The sequence below is a fragment of the Agrobacterium sp. CMT1 genome (assembly GCF_037203725.1).
Classification (GTDB): Bacteria; Pseudomonadota; Alphaproteobacteria; order Rhizobiales; family Rhizobiaceae; genus Agrobacterium; species Agrobacterium pusense.
In genome coordinates this window covers 12,408-29,421 of record NZ_JBBCAR010000019.1, presented here as the reverse complement: position 1 = coordinate 29,421, position 17,014 = coordinate 12,408, and the positions used below count along the sequence as shown (strand labels likewise).

The 17,014-nt window shown below is 58.4% G+C and carries 21 protein-coding genes; 16 read left to right on the top strand and 5 right to left on the bottom strand.

What is annotated here, in order from left to right; all coding sequences use genetic code 11:
- The first annotated feature begins 43 nt into the window (after positions 1 to 43).
- From ku (WA845_RS23100) to WA845_RS23075, 6 genes are all read left to right on the top strand, one after another.
- Complete coding sequence (ku, locus tag WA845_RS23100; protein WP_337322613.1) at positions 44 to 943, top strand: non-homologous end joining protein Ku; 900 nt, start codon at positions 44 to 46, stop codon at positions 941 to 943.
- 11 nt (positions 944 to 954) lie between these two features.
- Positions 955 to 1,767: a non-homologous end joining protein Ku gene (ku, locus tag WA845_RS23095; protein ID WP_337322612.1), complete on the top strand. Its 813-nt coding sequence runs from the start codon at positions 955 to 957 to the stop codon at positions 1,765 to 1,767.
- Complete coding sequence (gene ligD, locus WA845_RS23090; RefSeq protein WP_337322611.1) at positions 1,764 to 2,795, top strand: non-homologous end-joining DNA ligase; 1,032 nt, start codon at positions 1,764 to 1,766, stop codon at positions 2,793 to 2,795. Before ku (WA845_RS23095) ends, ligD (WA845_RS23090) begins: the two co-directional genes overlap by 4 nt.
- Before the next feature lie 169 nt (positions 2,796 to 2,964).
- Positions 2,965 to 3,441 carry an Hsp20 family protein gene (locus WA845_RS23085; protein WP_006699352.1) on the top strand — a complete coding sequence of 159 codons (477 nt, stop codon included), beginning with the start codon at positions 2,965 to 2,967 and terminating at the stop codon, positions 3,439 to 3,441.
- 68 nt (positions 3,442 to 3,509) lie between these two features.
- Positions 3,510 to 3,809: a DUF982 domain-containing protein gene (locus WA845_RS23080; protein ID WP_135856547.1), complete on the top strand. Its 300-nt coding sequence runs from the start codon at positions 3,510 to 3,512 to the stop codon at positions 3,807 to 3,809.
- Between the two features lie 10 nt (positions 3,810 to 3,819).
- Complete coding sequence (locus WA845_RS23075; RefSeq protein ID WP_337322610.1) at positions 3,820 to 4,095, top strand: hypothetical protein; 276 nt, start codon at positions 3,820 to 3,822, stop codon at positions 4,093 to 4,095.
- Positions 4,096 to 4,107: 12 nt separating this feature from the next.
- Here the strand turns inward: WA845_RS23075 and ligD (WA845_RS23070) are convergent, their stop codons facing one another.
- On the bottom strand, positions 4,108 to 6,759 hold the full coding sequence (gene ligD / locus WA845_RS23070) for a DNA ligase D (RefSeq protein ID WP_337322609.1): 2,652 nt from the start codon (positions 6,757 to 6,759) through the stop codon (positions 4,108 to 4,110).
- A 475-nt stretch (positions 6,760 to 7,234) separates the two neighbouring features.
- On the bottom strand, positions 7,235 to 7,957 hold the full coding sequence (locus WA845_RS23065) for a helix-turn-helix transcriptional regulator (protein ID WP_337322608.1): 723 nt from the start codon (positions 7,955 to 7,957) through the stop codon (positions 7,235 to 7,237).
- 94 nt (positions 7,958 to 8,051) lie between these two features.
- Between WA845_RS23065 and WA845_RS23060 the strand changes: the two genes are divergently transcribed.
- The 7 genes from WA845_RS23060 to WA845_RS23030 all read left to right on the top strand — a co-directional run bounded on the left by WA845_RS23060 (position 8,052) and on the right by WA845_RS23030 (position 11,419).
- Positions 8,052 to 8,663 (top strand): glutathione S-transferase family protein, encoded by a 612-nt coding sequence (locus tag WA845_RS23060; protein WP_337322607.1) that lies wholly within the window; start codon positions 8,052 to 8,054, stop codon positions 8,661 to 8,663.
- 306 nt (positions 8,664 to 8,969) lie between these two features.
- Positions 8,970 to 9,104 (top strand): hypothetical protein, encoded by a 135-nt coding sequence (locus WA845_RS23055; RefSeq protein WP_337322606.1) that lies wholly within the window; start codon positions 8,970 to 8,972, stop codon positions 9,102 to 9,104.
- A gap of 200 nt (positions 9,105 to 9,304) precedes the next feature.
- A complete protein-coding gene (locus WA845_RS23050) occupies positions 9,305 to 9,541 on the top strand; it encodes a DUF6894 family protein (RefSeq protein ID WP_337322605.1) in 237 nt (78 codons plus the stop codon).
- Between the two features lie 629 nt (positions 9,542 to 10,170).
- On the top strand, positions 10,171 to 10,380 hold the full coding sequence (locus tag WA845_RS23045) for a cold-shock protein (RefSeq protein ID WP_337322604.1): 210 nt from the start codon (positions 10,171 to 10,173) through the stop codon (positions 10,378 to 10,380).
- A 119-nt stretch (positions 10,381 to 10,499) separates the two neighbouring features.
- A complete protein-coding gene (locus tag WA845_RS23040) occupies positions 10,500 to 10,745 on the top strand; it encodes a hypothetical protein (protein ID WP_337322603.1) in 246 nt (81 codons plus the stop codon).
- Positions 10,746 to 10,833: 88 nt separating this feature from the next.
- Positions 10,834 to 11,109, top strand: coding sequence for a hypothetical protein (locus tag WA845_RS23035; RefSeq protein WP_337322602.1), 276 nt, complete (start codon positions 10,834 to 10,836; stop codon positions 11,107 to 11,109).
- Positions 11,110 to 11,194: 85 nt separating this feature from the next.
- Positions 11,195 to 11,419, top strand: coding sequence for a hypothetical protein (locus tag WA845_RS23030; protein WP_337322601.1), 225 nt, complete (start codon positions 11,195 to 11,197; stop codon positions 11,417 to 11,419).
- Between the two features lie 308 nt (positions 11,420 to 11,727).
- On the opposite strand, the gene WA845_RS23025 is transcribed toward WA845_RS23030, so the two are convergent.
- Positions 11,728 to 11,892: a hypothetical protein gene (locus tag WA845_RS23025; RefSeq protein ID WP_337322600.1), complete on the bottom strand. Its 165-nt coding sequence runs from the start codon at positions 11,890 to 11,892 to the stop codon at positions 11,728 to 11,730.
- 465 nt (positions 11,893 to 12,357) lie between these two features.
- Between WA845_RS23025 and WA845_RS23020 the strand changes: the two genes are divergently transcribed.
- From WA845_RS23020 to WA845_RS23010, 3 genes are all read left to right on the top strand, one after another.
- Positions 12,358 to 13,800 (top strand): ATPase domain-containing protein, encoded by a 1,443-nt coding sequence (locus WA845_RS23020; protein ID WP_337322599.1) that lies wholly within the window; start codon positions 12,358 to 12,360, stop codon positions 13,798 to 13,800.
- Complete coding sequence (locus WA845_RS23015; RefSeq protein WP_337322598.1) at positions 13,797 to 14,849, top strand: sensor histidine kinase; 1,053 nt, start codon at positions 13,797 to 13,799, stop codon at positions 14,847 to 14,849. The genes WA845_RS23020 and WA845_RS23015 overlap by 4 nt, the downstream gene beginning before the upstream one ends.
- 627 nt (positions 14,850 to 15,476) lie before the next feature.
- Complete coding sequence (locus WA845_RS23010) at positions 15,477 to 15,749, top strand: hypothetical protein (RefSeq protein ID WP_337322597.1); 273 nt, start codon at positions 15,477 to 15,479, stop codon at positions 15,747 to 15,749.
- Here WA845_RS23010 and WA845_RS23005 read toward each other — a convergent pair.
- Positions 15,743 to 16,186, bottom strand: coding sequence for a hypothetical protein (locus WA845_RS23005; protein WP_337322596.1), 444 nt, complete (start codon positions 16,184 to 16,186; stop codon positions 15,743 to 15,745). The two genes, WA845_RS23010 and WA845_RS23005, sit on opposite strands and share 7 nt — an antisense overlap.
- A gap of 339 nt (positions 16,187 to 16,525) precedes the next feature.
- Entirely contained in the window at positions 16,526 to 16,939 is a 414-nt protein-coding gene (gene rnk / locus WA845_RS23000) for a nucleoside diphosphate kinase regulator (protein WP_337322595.1), read from the bottom strand.
- Positions 16,940 to 17,014: the final 75 nt, after the last annotated feature.

The window sequence follows — 17,014 nt, the reverse complement described above, 5'->3', positions numbered from 1 at the left end:
TGATTCGCTTGAATCGCATTGGTTGTGGCAGGAGTTTTGCGTCATGGTTGCCCCGCGAGCGAATTGGAAGGGCTTTATCAAATTCGGAGAGGTCGCGTGTCCTGTGGCTCTCTACACTGCGGCATCATCATCGGAGCGGATCGCTTTCAACACCCTCAATCGCCGAACCGGCAACCGGGTGAAACGCGAATTCATCGACAGCGAGACCGGCGATCCTGTGGAACGGGACGCCCAGGTCAAAGGCTATGAGATCGAAAACGGCCAGTACATCGTTCTCGAGCCGGACGAGGTGGCTGCGGCCGTGCCCCACAGCGACAAGACGCTGAAGATCGACGCCTTCATCCCCTGCAGCGAGATCGACAGCGTCTATTTCGACAAGCCGTATTATCTGGCGCCCGACAGGATGGGGACGGAAGCTTTCGTTCTTTTGCGCGATGGTATGAAACGAGCCAAAGTTGCTGCGATCGCCCGCACCGTGCTCTTCCGACGCCTGCGTACGGTGCTGATCAGGCCACACGGGAAGGGCCTGATCGCCACGACGCTCAACTTTGACTATGAAGTCCGCTCGTCGGCGGAGGCCTTCGAGGAGTTGCCGGACCTGAAGATTGAAGGCGAGATGCTTGAGCTTGCCGCGCACATTATCGGCACAAAGAAGGGGACCTTCGACGCCAGCACGTTCGACGACCGTTATGAGGCCGCTGTTGCCGAGCTGGTCAAGGCCAAGATCGAGGGCAGGGCCCTGCCGAAGAAGAAGGCCGCAGCGGTCCCCAGGCAAAACGATCTTTTGCAGGCGCTACGCGAGAGTGCTGGCATGGGCACCAAATCCAGGCAGAAACGCGCCGCTTCTAACGCCAACAAGAGTGCTGGCCGTCAGAAGGCCTCGAAACCGGGTGCTGCTGCCAAATCAAATGCGGTCTCGCCACAGACGCGCCGCGCCGGCTGACGGAGGAAATCATGGCTGTCCGCCCCTATTGGAAAGGTTATCTGAAACTCTCGCTCGTCACCTGTCCCGTGCAGATGATGCCGGCAACGTCCGAAAGTGAGAAGGTCCGCTTCCACACACTCAACCGCGATACCGAAAACCGGGTCGTCAGCCACTACGTCGATAGCGTTACCGGAAAAGAGGTGAGGGAGGAGGATGAGGTCAAGGGCTATGAGCGTGGCGAGAACGATTACATCATCCTCGAAGACGAAGAACTGGAAAACGTTGCACTCGACAGCACAAAGACCATCGACATCTCGACGTTTACGCCCCGCGACAGCATCGAGTGGATATGGCTCGACACGCCCTATTATCTTTCACCCAACGATGCCGTCGGCCAGGAAGCATTCTCGGTCATCAGGGATGCGATGGAAGCGCAGAACATGGTGGGGATTTCACGTCTGGTAATTACCCGCCGCGAGCGCGCCGTCATGCTTGAGCCGCGCGGCAAGGGTATCGTTCTGTGGACGCTGCGCTATGGGGATGAAGTCCGTGACGAGGATACTTACTTTGGCGGGATCGAAGAAGACGAAACGGCCGATAGCGAGATGATGCGTCTCGTGCAGCAACTGATCAAAAAGCAAACGCAGCACTGGGACCCCAAGATGGTCATCGATCCGGTTCAGGATCGATTGCTTGACATCATTGCCGCCAAGAAGAAAGCGCTGAAGAAGTCTGCAAAACCCAGGACATCCACACCGACGAAGTCGGCACCCAGCAATGTCATCAATATCATGGACGCGCTTAAGAAGTCGGTTGCGGCCGAGAGTCGGGCGGGCAAATGAAACGTCCCGCCAAGCCGCTCCTGCAGAATGACAGCCTGACGGTAAAATCGCAGCCGCGCCACCGGCGCGATCCGGCTCAGCCCAATCTGGCGTTCGACCCGATGCCAGATCGCGTCGAGCCGTGTCTGGCGCTCCTGAAGACGGTCCCGCCGTCCGGCTCCGAGTGGGTCTATGAAATGAAGTGGGACGGCTATCGGCTCGCGGTCCATATCGAGCCGAAGGGTGTGCGGATCATTACCCGGGGCGGCCACGATTGGACGCACCGTTTTCCCGCTATCGCCGCAGCGGCCAGGGACCTTGGAGTTGCAACAGCCATCCTTGACGGCGAAGCGGTGGTGCTGAACGGCGAGGGCCGCTCCGATTTTGGCGCTCTGCAACGCTCGCTCGGTGGGCGAGGCGGCAAACGGGCGTCGACAGAAGCCGTACTCTTCGCCTTCGATCTTATGTATTTCGATGGTCACGATCTCACTCGTGCCGAGCTGTCGGTCCGCCGGCACTTGCTGGGGGACCTGCTGGAAGACGCGACCGGCGCAATCCAGCTGTCCGAAGAAATAGAAGCGGACGGCGCTGAATTATTGGCGAGCGCGTGCTCCCTTGGCATGGAAGGCATCATCGCAAAACATCGTGACAGCATTTATCGCTCGGGCCGGACCGGAGACTGGCTGAAGATCAAGTGTGTTCAAAGCGAGAGCTTCATGATTGTCGGCTACGAGCAGTCGGCGGTGGCGCGCGGCGGGATTGGCAGTTTGCTGCTGGCGGCGAGACGTGGCCATGACTGGGTCTATGTTGGCGCCGTTGGAACCGGGTTCAAGGAGAAAGATGCGGCGTATCTGAAGAAGACCCTGGATAGGCTGAAGACGAAGACACCGGTCGTTCCGCTCAAGGGCAGGAATTACGTCTTCGCGCAGCCGACGCTCATCGCCGAAATCGAGTTCCGTGGCTGGACCGACGATGGCAACCTGCGCCATGCCTCCTATAAAGGACTGCGCGAGGTACAGGACAACGCCGCGGTCCATGAACTCAAATGAGTTGGTCCTGGCGGGCGCCTGGACGTCAATTTTTTCTGACGGCACCCTTGAAACGTAAATTTCCGCAAACCAAATCGATTGCCGCCAGCTGCTGAGACAGGGCTGGACTTGCTGGAAGCGCCGCGTTTCGGCGCTTCTGTACCCATGTTGCTTCAAGGAGGATATGGCTATGGCAACATCTTATGACTACGCACCCCTGTTCCGCTCGACCGTCGGCTTCGACCGGATCTTCAATCTTCTTGAAAATGCCCAGCGCGCCCGCTCGATCAGCGACTGGCCGCCCTATGACATCGTCAAGACCGGCGATGACAGCTACCGGATTTCGGTCGCGGTCGCAGGGTTTGCCGAGGACGAGCTAGACATCACCTTTCAGTCCAACCTTCTCACCGTTACCGGTAAGAAGCAGGACGCTTCCGCCGATGAATACCTTCATCGCGGTATAGCCGGCCGGCCATTTGAACACCGGTTCGAACTTGCCGACCATGTCAGGGTGAATGGTGCCGATCTCCGCAACGGTCTTCTGTCTATCGATCTCGTTCGTGAGATTCCTGAGGCCTTGAAACCGCGCAAGATCGATATCCAGACCAGCCCGGCCCTTCAGCATAAGGTTGCCCCGGCGCAGATCGAAGCGCAAAAGGCGGCCTGATCGATTTTTAAAAAACGGGCGCCGTTGCAGCGGCGCCCGTCAACATCGGGGGTAGGAAGGAGATCGCGATGAAACCCGATATGTTCAAAGAGCCCGTAACCATCCTTATCGGCCTTGGATTTCCGACCGAGGTTCGCAGCGTCATGGACGCTTACCGGCATCTGGCGGAATGGCCTGCATCGATGCGCGATACGGCGCATTCAATGGCGCTGAAGGCCTGCAGCGCGGCATTGCGCGGTGAGATCGAAGCGGACACCGCCCGGGGTCTGTTTGCAGCCTTTGCCGCCAAACACGATCTGCTGGCCCCGGACATTGACGTCATCTCCGCGTCCCGTCACTCGCACGACAAGGATCCGCACGTTCGCTGAGGAAGCCGACATGCTTGAGAATCCGCAGCTTGCCGCGAGCGATATCGCCCTGATGGGCACGACAATCCTGCTCAAGGGGATGGAAATTGCGCGGCCGATCGATGTGGTGGACGCAACCACGCTCAAGGTCGACGAAAAACGGACCATATTGGCCGCCTGGTCTTCGGACCTCTACACGATCGACTCAAGGCCAGCGTACCGCCATATGCCTGGAACGCCGGAGCCTGTCTCAATCGATGAGGTTCAGGCTGCGCTGAGCGACCTCGACCGGCGCTACGGGTCTTGATCCAGGCCGCTCTCAGGCGGCCTGTTTCATCGACTTCGTCAGCCGCTTGATGGCCTGCTCCAGCGAACGCTGCCCGTCGCAGTAATCCTCCCAGGCGGTTGTCTTCGACAAAAGCGCCGGTACGGTGCGAATGGTGAAGCGTTTCGGATCGAGATCCGTTTTTACCTGCTTCCAGGTCAGTGGCATCGAAACTGGCGCGCCTGGCCGGGCGCGCGGTGACAGCGGCGCAACAGCAGTCGCCATTCGGTCATTGCGCAGGTAGTCGAGGAAGATCCGGCCGTTGCGCTGGTTCTTCGCCATCTTGATCAGGTAAAGGTCAGGGTTGTCACGTGCCATCTGCAGGCAGACATCGTGTGCGAAGCGTTTCGCCTCCGGCCAGCTCAGCTTCTTTCCCTTGGGTACCGCAAGCGGCGTTACGACGTGAAGGCCCTTGCCGCCGGTGGTCTTGCAGAAGCTGACGAGGCCAAGCTCCTCCAGCCGGTCGCGCATTTCCCGCGCGGCTTCGACTACGGTGGAGAAGGGTACGTCCGGACCCGGATCAAGGTCGAAGACAAGACGACCGGGCACCTCCGGTTCGTTGGGCTCGCAATTCCAGGGATGCAGTTCGACGCCGCCGATCTGGGCGATGGCGGCAAGGCCCTCAACGCGATCAATCTGCAGATAGGGTTTCTTGTCGCCGAACACCTTGACCAGCTCGAGCAGGTTCGACGTTCCCGGCATCGCGTGTCTCTGGAAGAACTGCTCACCACCGATGCCGTCAGGTGTCCGGATGATAGAGCATGGCCGTCCCTTGATATGGTCGATCAGCCATGGACCAACGGCCTCATGATAGTGCGCGAGATCCTCCTTGGTGACCGGCTCACCGTCGTTGGCATCGGGCCAGAGCGGCTTGTCAGGGCTGGAGATCATCACGCCCATAACTTCTGCCTTGGTGTTCTTGCCGCGTGCCGGTCGCGATGGCTTTGGCCGGGCCGGCGTTGGCGTTTCAGTTTTCCCGGGCGATGCCGGCGTTTCGGCCTCGACCTCCCTCGCCGGCTTGTCTTCGCGCAAACCCTTGAAGGCTGCCTGACGGACCAGTCCATCCGCGGTCCAGCCAGCGAACTGGATCTCGGCCACCAGTTCGGGCTTGACCCAGACAATGTTGGGTTCTTTTTTCGGAGCGCCTATTCCGGTAAAAGGCGATTTTGAGGTTTCCAGTTCCCGGAGCTTCGGCAGGATTGTATCCACCGTTTTGGCACCATAGCCGGTCCCGACCCGCCCGACATAGACGAAGTGATCGTCCCTGAAGACGCCGACAAGAAGTGAACGAAACTTGCCGTCGGTTTTGGCGTAAGCGCCAATGACAACCTCATGTCCGGCGCGGCATTTGGATTTCGCCCAGGTATCAGTACGCCCCGACTGATAGGGGGCATCCGCCTGCTTCGAGACAATGCCCTCCAGCGAGAGCTTGCACGCCGATTTCAATACTGCATCGCCGCCGGTCTCAAAGTGTTCGACGAACCGCAGGCGCGGATCTTCCCCCGCCTTACTCAGCAGCGCTTCGAGCCTTTTCTTGCGTTCCGTGAGCGGCAGTTGCCTTAGATCCTTACTGCCCTCGAACAGCAGGTCGAAAGCAAAATACACGAGCGCATCCGTTTTACCTTCCGACAGCGCCGCCTGAAGTGCGGCGAAGTCCGGGGCACCGTTTTCATCGAGCGCACAGATCTCCCCGTCGATGACAGCATCAGGCAAGTCTGCGGCCGATGTCGCAATCGCCGGATACTTGGCCGTCCAGTCCAGCCCCTTGCGGGTCTTCAGCGTGACTTCGCCGTTTTCAATGCGCGCCTGAATGCGGTATCCGTCGAATTTGATCTCGTGGATCCAGCCATCGGCCGAGGGTGGGCGTTCGAGCGTTTCGCAAAGCTGCGGAGGTATGAAGTCGGGCATCGCGGACTTCACTGCTTTCCGCGCTGCCGGGCGCTTTTTCTTCGCATCCCCCGCACGTTTGTCTGCCGCCAGTCCATGATTGCTGTCCCAGACGGCGTCGGCCTGCACATCGCCGCTCTGCACCATGAACGGTTTTGGTTTCTTTCCTTTACCGGCGGCGATGGCGTCCATGGTTCTGCCTGAAGCAACCGACGTGTCGTTTTCGTCAAGGATGGCGGCGCCGTTTTCATCGACCGAGAAGTCGTCGCGATGCTTGATCAGCAGCCAGTTCGTCCGTTTGCCACCGTCACGGTCATTGCGCATCCGCACCAGAACGAAGCTGCCATGCAGTCGCTCCCCTTCAAGGGAAAATTTGAAGTCGCCCTTGGCGAGAGCTTGTTCGGGCGTCCTGTTGCCTTCCGGCTCCCAGTAGCCACGGTCCCAGAGCATGACCGTGCCGCCGCCATACTGACCTTTTGGTATCGTGCCTTCGAAGTCACCATAGTCCAGTGGATGGTCTTCGACCTCCACGGCCAGGCGCTTGTCCTGGGGATCGAGAGACGGTCCCTTGGTGACAGCCCAGGACTTGAAGACGCCATCGAGTTCGAGGCGCAGGTCATAATGGAGCCGCGTGGCGTCATGTTTCTGTATAACAAAGCGCCTGCGGTTTGAAGCTTTCAGCTTCGCTTTGCCGCTCGGCTCCCGCGTCTTCTGGAAATCGCGTTTTTGCTTGTAGGTTGAGAGCTTATCGCTGGCCATGAGCATCCCCGGTAAATAATCAGCTTGCCGCCCCCGATGGAATGGGATGAGGCGCGGGCGGGACAGAGAGAGGCACTCGACTGCGGCCCGCAGAGAACCGGGATCACTGCACACTATCTCAACAAGCAAAATCAATAACTCCAGGTTTTGTTCCGAGGGGAGGAGGGAGGCCGGTCAGAGGTGCATCGTCCCCGCGTCATGTCGCTACATTGCAACTCTGCAAGTAGTTTGTTTCGCCAGGTGCACTCGTCATACTGGTCGACGAAATATCCGCTTCGGATCTTATGAAGCAATATTTCGCCGGCCTTCCTCCATTCGCGTCAAACGGCGAAAAGAAAGTCGAGTTTCCAGATGCCGCAGCTCTGCTGCCCATTGGAGCAGCATCGCGCCTCAGTACGGCCGTTCGGATTTGCTGCATCTTCGACCAGCGGTCCGAACGTGGGTCGCTATCAAATCGACCGCATCCTCGTATCGGTTAGGACTGGCCGGCCAAGATCATCTTTGATGTTTCGGGCGCGCCGGCGTTCAGAATGGCAACGTAGTCCCTGAGCAACTGAACCCGGCGCGGTCGGAAGCTCTCCTCCGTCATCTCGATGTCGGCGATGCGGTCGACGCGGAACTTGCGGAAATCCTGACGCAGACAACACCAGGCAAGCAACACCAGCGTTCTCTCCAGATAGACGATCGCCAGCGGCAGCACTTGCCGGTCGGTCCGTTTTTGCTCCGCGTCCACATAGCTTATCACCACGGCGCGTTCTTGCCAGCAGGCCTCGCGCAGAAGGCCGACGTTGGCGACCGGCGGATCGCGGCGCTCGAACCGATAAACCTGGGAGGCGGCATGCAGTGTCTGGCGTTGTAGTCGATCGGGCAGCGTTGCTGTGACCTTCGAAAGCACGGCGCCGGCGGCCGCCGCGAGAGCCGGTTCACCCATATGCCGCACCTCGGCAAGGCCCAGCACCAAGGCTTCTATTTCAAGCCGTGTGAACGTCTGCGGCGGCAAGGCGATGTCTTCCGTCAGCCTGTAGCCGAAACCGCGCTCGCCATCGATGACGGCACCTGCGGCGCGCAGGCTCTCGATGTCCCTATAGAGCGAACGCAACGACACGTCGGTCTCCTCGGCGAGGCGCGCGGCCGTCACCGGGGAGGGGAGAGTGCGAAGCGCCTGAAGCAGGCGGAACAGACGATCACTACGAGCCATAACTTTGGACGATAGACGAAGCCTACTGACGGAAACTGGCAGTTGGCGGACTGTACAAGATCCGCATCGCCAAACGCAACCGAGGATCCACACCATGTTAACGCTCTTTCACGCCCCCCGCTCACGCTCGACACGTATCGTCACCCTGCTTCGCGAACTGGACGCCATCGACAAGGTCGCGATCAAGATCGTCGATATCACCCGCGGCGACGGCAGCGGTCGCAAAGATCCAAAGAACCCGCATCCGGAAGGAAAGGTGCCGCTGCTCGACCACGACGGCGTCGTCATCTGGGAGAGCATAGCGATCATTCAGTACCTGACGGATCTTTTCCCGGAAAAGAAGATGGCGCCTGTTGCCGACGACCCGCAGCGCGGCAGGTATCTCAGCTGGCTTGCCTGGTACGCCGGCGTGGTCGAACCTGTGCTGATCATGCAGGCCGCCGGGATTTCGCATCCTTTTGTGGATTTCACCTTCCGCAGCCCGGCGCAGCTTGCGGCACGCCTCGAAACCGCGCTCAAGGATAACCCTTACCTGATGGGAGAGCGATACACAGCTGTCGATCTGCTGCTGCATTCACCCTTTGCCTGGTACCCTGCAGCGACGCCGGAGAGCGACGTGGTCAAGGCCTGGATTGAGCGCTGCGGCGAGCGACCATCGCTGCAATGGACCGCCGACTATGATGCCCGTGCCGTGGTTGCGGCCTGATCGCCGGCGTTGGCCGCTCCGATTGTGCAGCCACTTTCGTGGGAGATTGCGTAGCGGCTACGGAAACATCGCGAGCACCACGGCTGCTGCTGCCGGGTTCGACCGCGACGCCCCGAAGACTTGTCAGGTTTGGTAACGCGGTCGAGACAAGTGAAGGCTTCTTGGCTGGCCAGCGTGACCTCACTTGGCCAAGCAGGCGTTACAGCTTGATTTTGTCCCGTATCGTGTCGACTGATCTTATGGGACATTGCTGTCTGGGGCTTTTACCTGCGCAGATGGCCCATCTCGTCAGTGCTGAAGCCCGCCGTGGGTAGTGCACTCGGCTCCGCGATCCTTGCAACTCGTTCCGTCCAGGCGATCGGTCTTGCCGCCGCCGGATTAGAGGCCATCGCCGTGATCCTGTTCCTCATCTACAGGCTGACTGGCCGGCGCGATGTATGAACGTGAGGTACCACCGCAATCGAACCGAAATCCGAACGTTCGCGTTGGATTTCGCCGGCGAACGTGGTTTGTCCCTCTGTCCCCGCCGGTTCACGAGTTCCAGCCAGGTCACCAGGTCTGCCAATTCCCCGCCGCGGAATCGGCCAACGGAACCAATATGATGAGAGGCAGTTGGTTATCGAAGGAAGCAGGATTATACGATGCCACGGTATTTTTTCCACGTCCGGGACGCAGACGGTCTCTCTTTGGATACGGAAGGCGCGGTGCTGCCCAGCGACGAGGGCGCCTGTGTTGAGGCCGTACAGGCCGCGAGGGAAATGCTGGCAGAGAAAATCCTGAAGAATGAGGTCGTGGACGGTGCAGAGTTCGAAGTCGTCAGGAGCGATGGCGTCCTGGTGGCTAAAATTCCGCTGAAATCCGTTGTACGATTTGAATAACCCCCGGGTGCCGGGTGGTGACGGTGTGCTTTCGCAGGATTTTGTTGGAGAGCGTTGAAGCGGGCCGCCCAGCAGGCGTTCCCGATCTCAAGAGGGTAGCTTGAATGTTGAGACCGAATGCGCTTTGGTTCGGGCAGAAGCGCTGGCTGCGCCGGATTTCGCTTTCGATGCGGCCAGTTCCGGGGCGTGGGTGCCGCAAGGAAGCGGCTGGGATCGTGCCGACCACTTGTCCGAAGAGCTAGGTCCTGAACTTTAAGGATAGCGGACGCTACAATAACGCCCGTCTACACGAGGAGACGACTGTGCTGAAAACTCGTTGGCTCTCTATTTGAAATCTTCCCGAGTCAACCACGGCTGTTGATCGGGGACGTTCCTCATCCCGGGCGGCCTGGACGACGCGCAGCAGTTATACACAACCACTAGGTGAAGAGACGCTTCGCCAAAAACTAATCGTTGACTTACCGTCGCAGGTGCCTTATATATCCACCATCGATCTTTTGCTTGCCAAGCTTGTCTACCGTGCGATTGGCACCGCGCCCTAAGCGAACTTCTCTTTCAAAAATAGTCGGTTTATGCCCGCGTCTCATCCGTTGCGCGGTATGTCACTCTATGCTTGGAAAGGGTCCATCATGGCCACTGGCACAGTAAAATGGTTTAACTCTACAAAAGGCTTTGGCTTCATTCAGCCTGACAATGGCGGCGCAGACGCGTTCGTTCACATCTCGGCTGTCGAGCGCGCAGGAATGCGTGAACTCGTAGAGGGCCAGAAGATTGGTTTCGAACTTGAGCGGGACAACAAGTCTGGCAAGATGTCTGCGACCAATCTGCAGTCTGCGTAAGTGAGATCCGCTCCCCTTTGACCACGGATGTACTGGCACTGCCGGGAGCAATTTCATCGAGGCCGGGCGTTTCGCCTGGCCTTTTTCGTTCGGCCACAGGCCGGAGAGGCAGGGACTTCATGACACAACAACAAAGCAAACTGCGTCAGCAGGCAGAAATCGCGTTTCGCAAGCTTCAGGCTCCCGCCCTTGCGAAGGATCGTCCCGAGGAAAAGGGGCACGCTGCCATCGAGGCACATAATGAAAAAACGGCAAGGCTCAGGACTGCTCGCCTCGCAAAAGAACTAGCGGATCGGAAATCTGCAACATCCACATTGACCGCGAAGCGTGCCGCCAAGGTTTCGACCACCCGTTCGGCGGGTTAAGCGGTTGCACAATCGCACTTTGCCGTGCTCTTGCGAACCATACGAGCGCATTGCCAATGATGACTTGAGAACTAAAAAGGCGAAATTCATGTCAGCGACAACAAATGAGCTGAGCGCGATAAACACCGCATGGCAGATCGCTATCCAGGAGATTTTGCGGATGGTGATCCGCGATCTTTACCGTGGGGAGGGCGAGGCGCAGTTTAAAGAGCATATCAAGCGCATTGAGGCCGCCGCCGTTGACAGCATCCACACGGATCTGAGGTTTCGGGGAACCGACGAGTGGACGGAGCTTGTGGTCAAGGAGAAGGCCAGCAATTTCGTCACGACCTTGTTGACCTCCTTTACCTTCGACCGGGCATAATCACACTGCTCAAGTGCGGTCTCGCTCCATAGCCTGCAGTCGGCCGCGCACGCGTCTTTCAGAAAATGACGAGAGGGCAACGATCATGACGGATTTCAAACAATTTGCTGCAAGTTCGAATGGTGATAACTGGTTCCTGGGGACGCGAGAAGATGGGACATCTGTCGTACGTCACAAAGGCAATCCAGCGTCAGGCGGATACGAGACGGAGTTACGTGTCGAGGAGTTTCTGCTTCTGAGGCCGTATGGTCCCGAGCAGGCGGCGCTGATTGAGCTTCTTGATGCAGGCGCTGATCAGCAAAATCAATGAAGTCTCGACAGGTCTCGTGCACCTTCGCTCGAATTCCCCCGTTCGGGGGCTTGGTGCAGACCCGACGCGCCACCTCTGAATTTGTAGGCGAGCAGATCGCATTGGGGCCGCTTATTCCTTGGTTCGAGGCGTTGCGCCCAGGCTACCACACGTCAACCCCCATTTCGGCGTCATTAGGCCGGCCAGGACCTTGAACGGTCCTCGGCCAGCGGAACGAACGAACTGTTCAGGGCTCGATGTGGCGCTTAGCGATGAAGGACGTGGATCCGAAAAAACAATGAACCGCGGTCCAAGCCGTTTCCGCGGGTCTATTCGCGCTCGGCGTTTTCGAGAAATTGATCGATCAGCACTTTTGCAGCCACGTCTCTGGCCGATTGTTGTTCTTGATCGTCGAAACTACGCATTCCAGCGCTCTCAAGCATAGCATTGAGCCGGTCGAACTCACGAATATTCTGGGCAGAAATGGAAGACATTGCGTTGGCCTTGCTGACTGGGGCTAGGCTATACTAACTGCCTAACGACAGCGCCCGTTCCATTGACTGCCGGTAATGATTCATAGGGGTCAATTGCGCCGGCATGAAGGCCGGTGACCGACCCGACGTGGCTTTTGACCCTACGGGGTCCTACCGCTGGCAACATTTCAGTGGGAGAGGGACGCGGCGTGCTCGATTGTAACTGATATGCTACCGTCGACTGTTGTTGGGAGGCCGTTTACGGCGTCTTCCACAAAGTCATCGCTCCAGGGCGGCGCGCCTTATAGACCCCGCGACTGCGGATTCCCGAACGCTCTGCGGCTTTGCGGTCTTGATCAAACATAACTCCCTTGATCTTCACAGGGAAGGAACGATTTGATGTTTCCAGAAAGACGAATATAGATATGAGTGTAATCTCAGTGGCGTTCCCTCGATGCCAATGCGCGTGGCCAGCGGAAGGTAAAAATGCCGAGACCGAAAATGCCCTCTGTCGTCAGCACCGGAATCGCGGGACTTGACGAAATTCTTCGCGGCGGTCTTCCCGCATCCAATCTCTACATTCTGCAGGGCGCTCCGGGATCGGGCAAAACCACCGCCGCCCTACAGTTCCTGCGAGCCGGAGTCGCTGCCGGCGAAAGCTGCATTTACGTGACACTCTCGCAGACAGCTGCCGAGCTGAAGGCGATTGCGGTGTCGCACGGCTGGACACTCGACGGTATCCGTGTCGAGGAACTCGCGACATCCGGCTCCGTAAACGAGGCAGATGATCAAAGCATATTCATGACGTCCGACCTGCGGCTTGACGAGACACGCAAGGCGGTTGAGGCAGCGATCGAGGAACATAAACCGCGCCGGCTTGTCTACGATTCCCTTCTCGAAATCCGGTTAATCACCGGCGATTCTCCCCGGTTTCGCCGGGAGCTGATCGCGTTCAAGGCCTTCCTGGCAAAACAGGATGTCGTCGCGTTGCTGCTTGACACCCAGTCGCCAGGATTTGACCGAAGCGGCGAAGAGGTGGAGGGACTGGCCCACGGGGTAATCCGGCTTGACAAGTCGCTGGAGGAGTACGGCGGCGTGCGCCGCCGTGTGGAGATATCCAAGATGCGCAGCGTGCCAATCGCCGATGGCTATCACGACATGGCGATCCGGGAGGGAGAGGGCGTGTTGATATTCCCTCGGATAATGCCAAGCGCCGCATCGGATGCGGGAAAGCCACAACTGATCAAGTCCGGGGTTGCCGAACTCGACGACATGTTCGGCGGAGGCCAGGAAGCCGGAACCACGACCCTGGTCATTGGTCAGGCCGGGACCGGAAAATCGACGATGTCGTCGCTCTATGCAACCGCGGCGCTTGAGCGTGGAGAAAATGTAGCCCTGTTCCTGTTTGAGGAGCGACTGGAAACGTTCTTTCGCCGGTCAGAAGGCCTGGGCATGCAACTCAGGCAGTTTCATAAGGACGGCAGGCTGATCCTTCGCGACTTCAATCCTAACGAGATCTCGCCGGGCGAATTCGGCCAGATCGTTCAGGATGCCGTGACGCAGAACAAGTCGAAAGTCGTCGTCATTGACAGTCTGACCGGCTACCTCAATTCCTTGCCGCACCGGGACAAGGCGGTGCGCGACATCCAGTCCCTGTTAAAGTATCTGGCGCGCTCCGGCGTGTTGACCATGCTTATCGTCGCCCAGCACGGCCTCCTCGGGCAGAATGTCGGAATCGACGTCGATGTGAGCTTCCTCGGCGACACGGTGCTGCTGTTGCGGATCATGGAACATGAAGGGCGCCTTCGTCGGAATATCACCGTCGTAAAGAAGCGCCACGGTCCGCACGATCTTGACGTGCGGGAACTGATTATCGAAAGCGGTAACGTCAGCGTAGTGGCCTACAACCCACTACCCGATCCAAAATGAACGGGCTGCCGAAGGAAAATGGGCCGGACTGGGTCTTGGTCCTTGCTCCGTTCCGAAAAGACGCCGAATACATTGCTGCTCTTTTGCAAGACCAAAAGGTGGGGGTGGTCCCGGCCAAGGTCGATGGCGACCTTGAAGGTCTTCTTTGTTCGTCGCCGGACATCATCATCGTTACGCACGAGGCGCTCACTCCCTCTGTCTTGACGAAGATTTGCGACCACTTGAACGCTCAACCCGATTGGTCGGAGATACCGATCATCGTCCTTCTAGAGAAGGCCGCATCGGTGCAAGGCATCCGGGATCGATTGCAGGCAGCATGGCCGAAATCCCGTCTTCTGTTCCATGTGCGTCCGATCGCGCCGCTAGAACTGGTCAACGCTGTTCAGTTGAACCTTCTGGTGCGGTTACGGCAGCGGCAAGTTCGCAATTCAATCGAACGGGAGAGAGAACTGCGTTTGGAACTGAACCATCGCGTGAAGAACATCCTTGCCACTGTCACCTCCATTTTCCAGATGACGCGAAAACGCGCAACGACCGTGGACGAACTGGCGGGTGATTTTGGCGCGCGGCTTCAGGCCCTTTCGGGCGTTCATTCGGCAGTCTTCGAGGCGGGCGGGGAGGAGGTTGACCTCTCTTTGGTCGTGGCTACGACAATAGCTCCCTATAATGGTGATGGCTGGACGCGAATCGCGGTTTCCGGTCCAGATATTGTTGTCGGTCGGGATGCGGGGACGACCATCGCGCTTTGTATTCATGAACTGACGACCAATGCCATTAAATACGGCGCGCTTTCTGTTCCTGAGGGTAGCGTGGAAGTGGTTTGGGAAATCACCGAGGGAAATGACCCAATGTTCAGCATGAACTGGGTTGAACGAGGCGGCCCGCCCGCGGTCGCCCCCAGTCGTCAAGGATACGGGACGCGCTATATTCGTTCAGCTTTAGGCTCATTATTCGGTACAGCGCCTGAACTGCAGTTTGGCACGGAGGGATTTCGCTGTCGCATTGCCGGACAAGTTTCACAGTTAAAACCTGCAAAACTGCCGGACTAGACGCGGCCTTTTTTCCGACGAGGCGGACCTATTGCGCCGGTCGCGACGCCATGAGCCGGTCCTCCTCCGGCGCCCCGGTTCAACATATTCGAAATGTTGAGCCCGAAGATTGATGCGAGGGTCTGAGGACCCCGTCCTGGCGCTTGGGCTGGATCAGGATTGTGAACCCTGCTGGTCTGGTACGCACCAAAGGACGCCGAGCGGCCGAACGGCCCCGCCATTCTCACTGCGCCCTGGGGAAGGGTTCTTCAACTGTCGCGTCGTCGTGTTGACCGACAGCCGGCCGTAACGCAGAGTTCCAGAGTGAATTTGCCAAGACGAAACCATTCAACGAGGGGTGAAACTTAGCGGACGCGGAAAGGCCTGCCACCAGCGGGGAATGGGGTTCGGCCGTCATCGTTAACATCAAGCCGTCCGACATGCCCTGGCCGGGTGGATTTCCACAGACACCGGCCTGCGAGTATTGAGATGAGACTGGCAAGGGGGCAGGGGTGTGCAATTGACAAGTATTGGTCAACTCCTCGATCGGATGTGTTATTATGTTTGCATTGCCACCAACCGAATTCACAGGCGGTGGCACCTGAGGGTTACTACGTGCTCCCGCCTATTCGTGTGGAGGACGGCCGCGTGCCCCAACCATCAGATCACAATGATTCCCTGCTGCGCCGTGTGCTTTCGCGCTGGGCTGCGCGTTTCACTTCAGATGAGCGGATTCAGGCTCATCTCGTAGAGAAGACCATCAGCGAAATCCTCCTGGAGTTTCCAACTGCGGACGACGCTTCGCCGATCGATGTCGTGCTTCTTGCGACGATGCGGCGGGTGCTGCTGCGAGATTTTCAGCTGCGGCCTGCGACGGAAAGTCCGTCTGACGAACTGCCCACTCGGATCGACGATCAATGAAGAGTCGATGAGGTTCCCGGTGGGCCGAACAGTGCGTCGGCAATTTTTCGAAGTTCTACGATATCGCCGCTCACTTCGTAGCCGCCAGAATTTCCTTTTGCGCGGGAAGCGAAAAGAAACGGCACGTTTGCGCTCTCCAGAATGATGGATACGGACAGCAGCGTGTCATCATCAACCCCGATGTCAATGATTGCCGCGTCTACGTCTGCCTCCATCATCGCATCAAGAACATCTCTTGCAGATCGAAGAGGAAGGCCGACCGTGGCCCCGGCCGCAGTCATCCGCTCACGGCATGCCTCCGTCAGCATTGGTCGTTGCTCAACAATAATGAGCTTTTTGCCTCTAAGGACACGCAGCACGGGGACTTCCTTCCGGTCGTACCGCCCCGAACAATCCGGGCGATTGACGGTTCCGTCTTGCAGGCCGTTCTCGAACATCGCCGATTGCGAACATTTCCCGGTGTTCGCCTGGAACGAACCCGGAAAAAGAACAGAAGGTTATCTGGTTGCAGCAGCAAGTACTACGCTCCGCAAGACGGCGCACGCGGTCGTCGTCTATTCGATCCGCGATCATGCCGCAAGCTCGTCCAATCGATGACGAACAACCTGAACGTCAACATTCCGCCTATGCCTAATTTGGCTAGGCAGCCTGACCTGCCCGCGTCGCGTCTCACTTTGGTGTCGTTACTTTTATCTGTTTGCGTTCACACGGCCAGGCACGCCAGAAATCCTCGCCGATAAATGGCGAGGTTCTCGTATCCTCTGAAATTGAGCCCTTCAGGCCGCCGTGGAAGGGACCCCGGCGGTCACGTCAAGGACGGTCAACATGTGTGACTGCCCGTCGCGGCCGCTCCACTCGATCTGCTGCCCCGGAGAAAGACCCAGAAGCGCAGCGCCAATCGGCGTCAGCACGCTGACCATTGAGCGTTCGATGTCGGCGAGACCGGGATAACAAAGAGTGACCGACCTTCTGGCGCCGCCCTCCGTCCTGTAGGACACGGTCGATCCGAGCGCTACGGCATCCGGCGGGAACTGGTCATCCTCTACGACATCAGCTCGATCAAGTTCGATAAGCAATTCCTCGGCAACATCGAGGTCGCGTCCCGGTGCTGCCAGTGCAAGAGAGGTCAGACGAGCGTGGTCAGTCTGACTGACGACGATGGACGGCTTTCCGCAATTGGTGGTATTCATGTCATATGCCTCTGATGCAGCCCAAGGGCTGCGCAATAAAAAGACTGCTTGTGGATTAGGTCGCGCAATCCCGCA

Bases quoted from the DNA above. Each gene is read 5' to 3' on its own strand.
- WA845_RS23085 (WP_006699352.1), top strand. From the start codon at position 2,965: ATGGCAACATCTTATGACTACGCACCCCTGTTCCGCTCGACCGTCGGC.
- WA845_RS23030 (WP_337322601.1), top strand. From the start codon at position 11,195: ATGACGGATTTCAAACAATTTGCTGCAAGTTCGAATGGTGATAACTGG.
- WA845_RS23040 (WP_337322603.1), top strand. From the start codon at position 10,500: ATGACACAACAACAAAGCAAACTGCGTCAGCAGGCAGAAATCGCGTTT.
- WA845_RS23025 (WP_337322600.1), bottom strand. From the start codon at position 11,892: ATGTCTTCCATTTCTGCCCAGAATATTCGTGAGTTCGACCGGCTCAAT.
- WA845_RS23060 (WP_337322607.1), top strand. From the start codon at position 8,052: ATGTTAACGCTCTTTCACGCCCCCCGCTCACGCTCGACACGTATCGTC.
- WA845_RS23015 (WP_337322598.1), top strand. From the start codon at position 13,797: ATGAACGGGCTGCCGAAGGAAAATGGGCCGGACTGGGTCTTGGTCCTT.
- rnk (WP_337322595.1), bottom strand. From the start codon at position 16,939: ATGAATACCACCAATTGCGGAAAGCCGTCCATCGTCGTCAGTCAGACT.
- WA845_RS23050 (WP_337322605.1), top strand. From the start codon at position 9,305: ATGCCACGGTATTTTTTCCACGTCCGGGACGCAGACGGTCTCTCTTTG.
- WA845_RS23020 (WP_337322599.1), top strand. From the start codon at position 12,358: ATGCCGAGACCGAAAATGCCCTCTGTCGTCAGCACCGGAATCGCGGGA.
- WA845_RS23005 (WP_337322596.1), bottom strand. From the start codon at position 16,186: ATGTTCGAGAACGGCCTGCAAGACGGAACCGTCAATCGCCCGGATTGT.
- WA845_RS23065 (WP_337322608.1), bottom strand. From the start codon at position 7,957: ATGGCTCGTAGTGATCGTCTGTTCCGCCTGCTTCAGGCGCTTCGCACT.
- ku (WP_337322613.1), top strand. From the start codon at position 44: ATGGTTGCCCCGCGAGCGAATTGGAAGGGCTTTATCAAATTCGGAGAG.
- WA845_RS23075 (WP_337322610.1), top strand. From the start codon at position 3,820: ATGCTTGAGAATCCGCAGCTTGCCGCGAGCGATATCGCCCTGATGGGC.
- ligD (WP_337322609.1), bottom strand. From the start codon at position 6,759: ATGGCCAGCGATAAGCTCTCAACCTACAAGCAAAAACGCGATTTCCAG.
- WA845_RS23035 (WP_337322602.1), top strand. From the start codon at position 10,834: ATGTCAGCGACAACAAATGAGCTGAGCGCGATAAACACCGCATGGCAG.
- WA845_RS23080 (WP_135856547.1), top strand. From the start codon at position 3,510: ATGAAACCCGATATGTTCAAAGAGCCCGTAACCATCCTTATCGGCCTT.
- WA845_RS23045 (WP_337322604.1), top strand. From the start codon at position 10,171: ATGGCCACTGGCACAGTAAAATGGTTTAACTCTACAAAAGGCTTTGGC.
- ligD (WP_337322611.1), top strand. From the start codon at position 1,764: ATGAAACGTCCCGCCAAGCCGCTCCTGCAGAATGACAGCCTGACGGTA.
- ku (WP_337322612.1), top strand. From the start codon at position 955: ATGGCTGTCCGCCCCTATTGGAAAGGTTATCTGAAACTCTCGCTCGTC.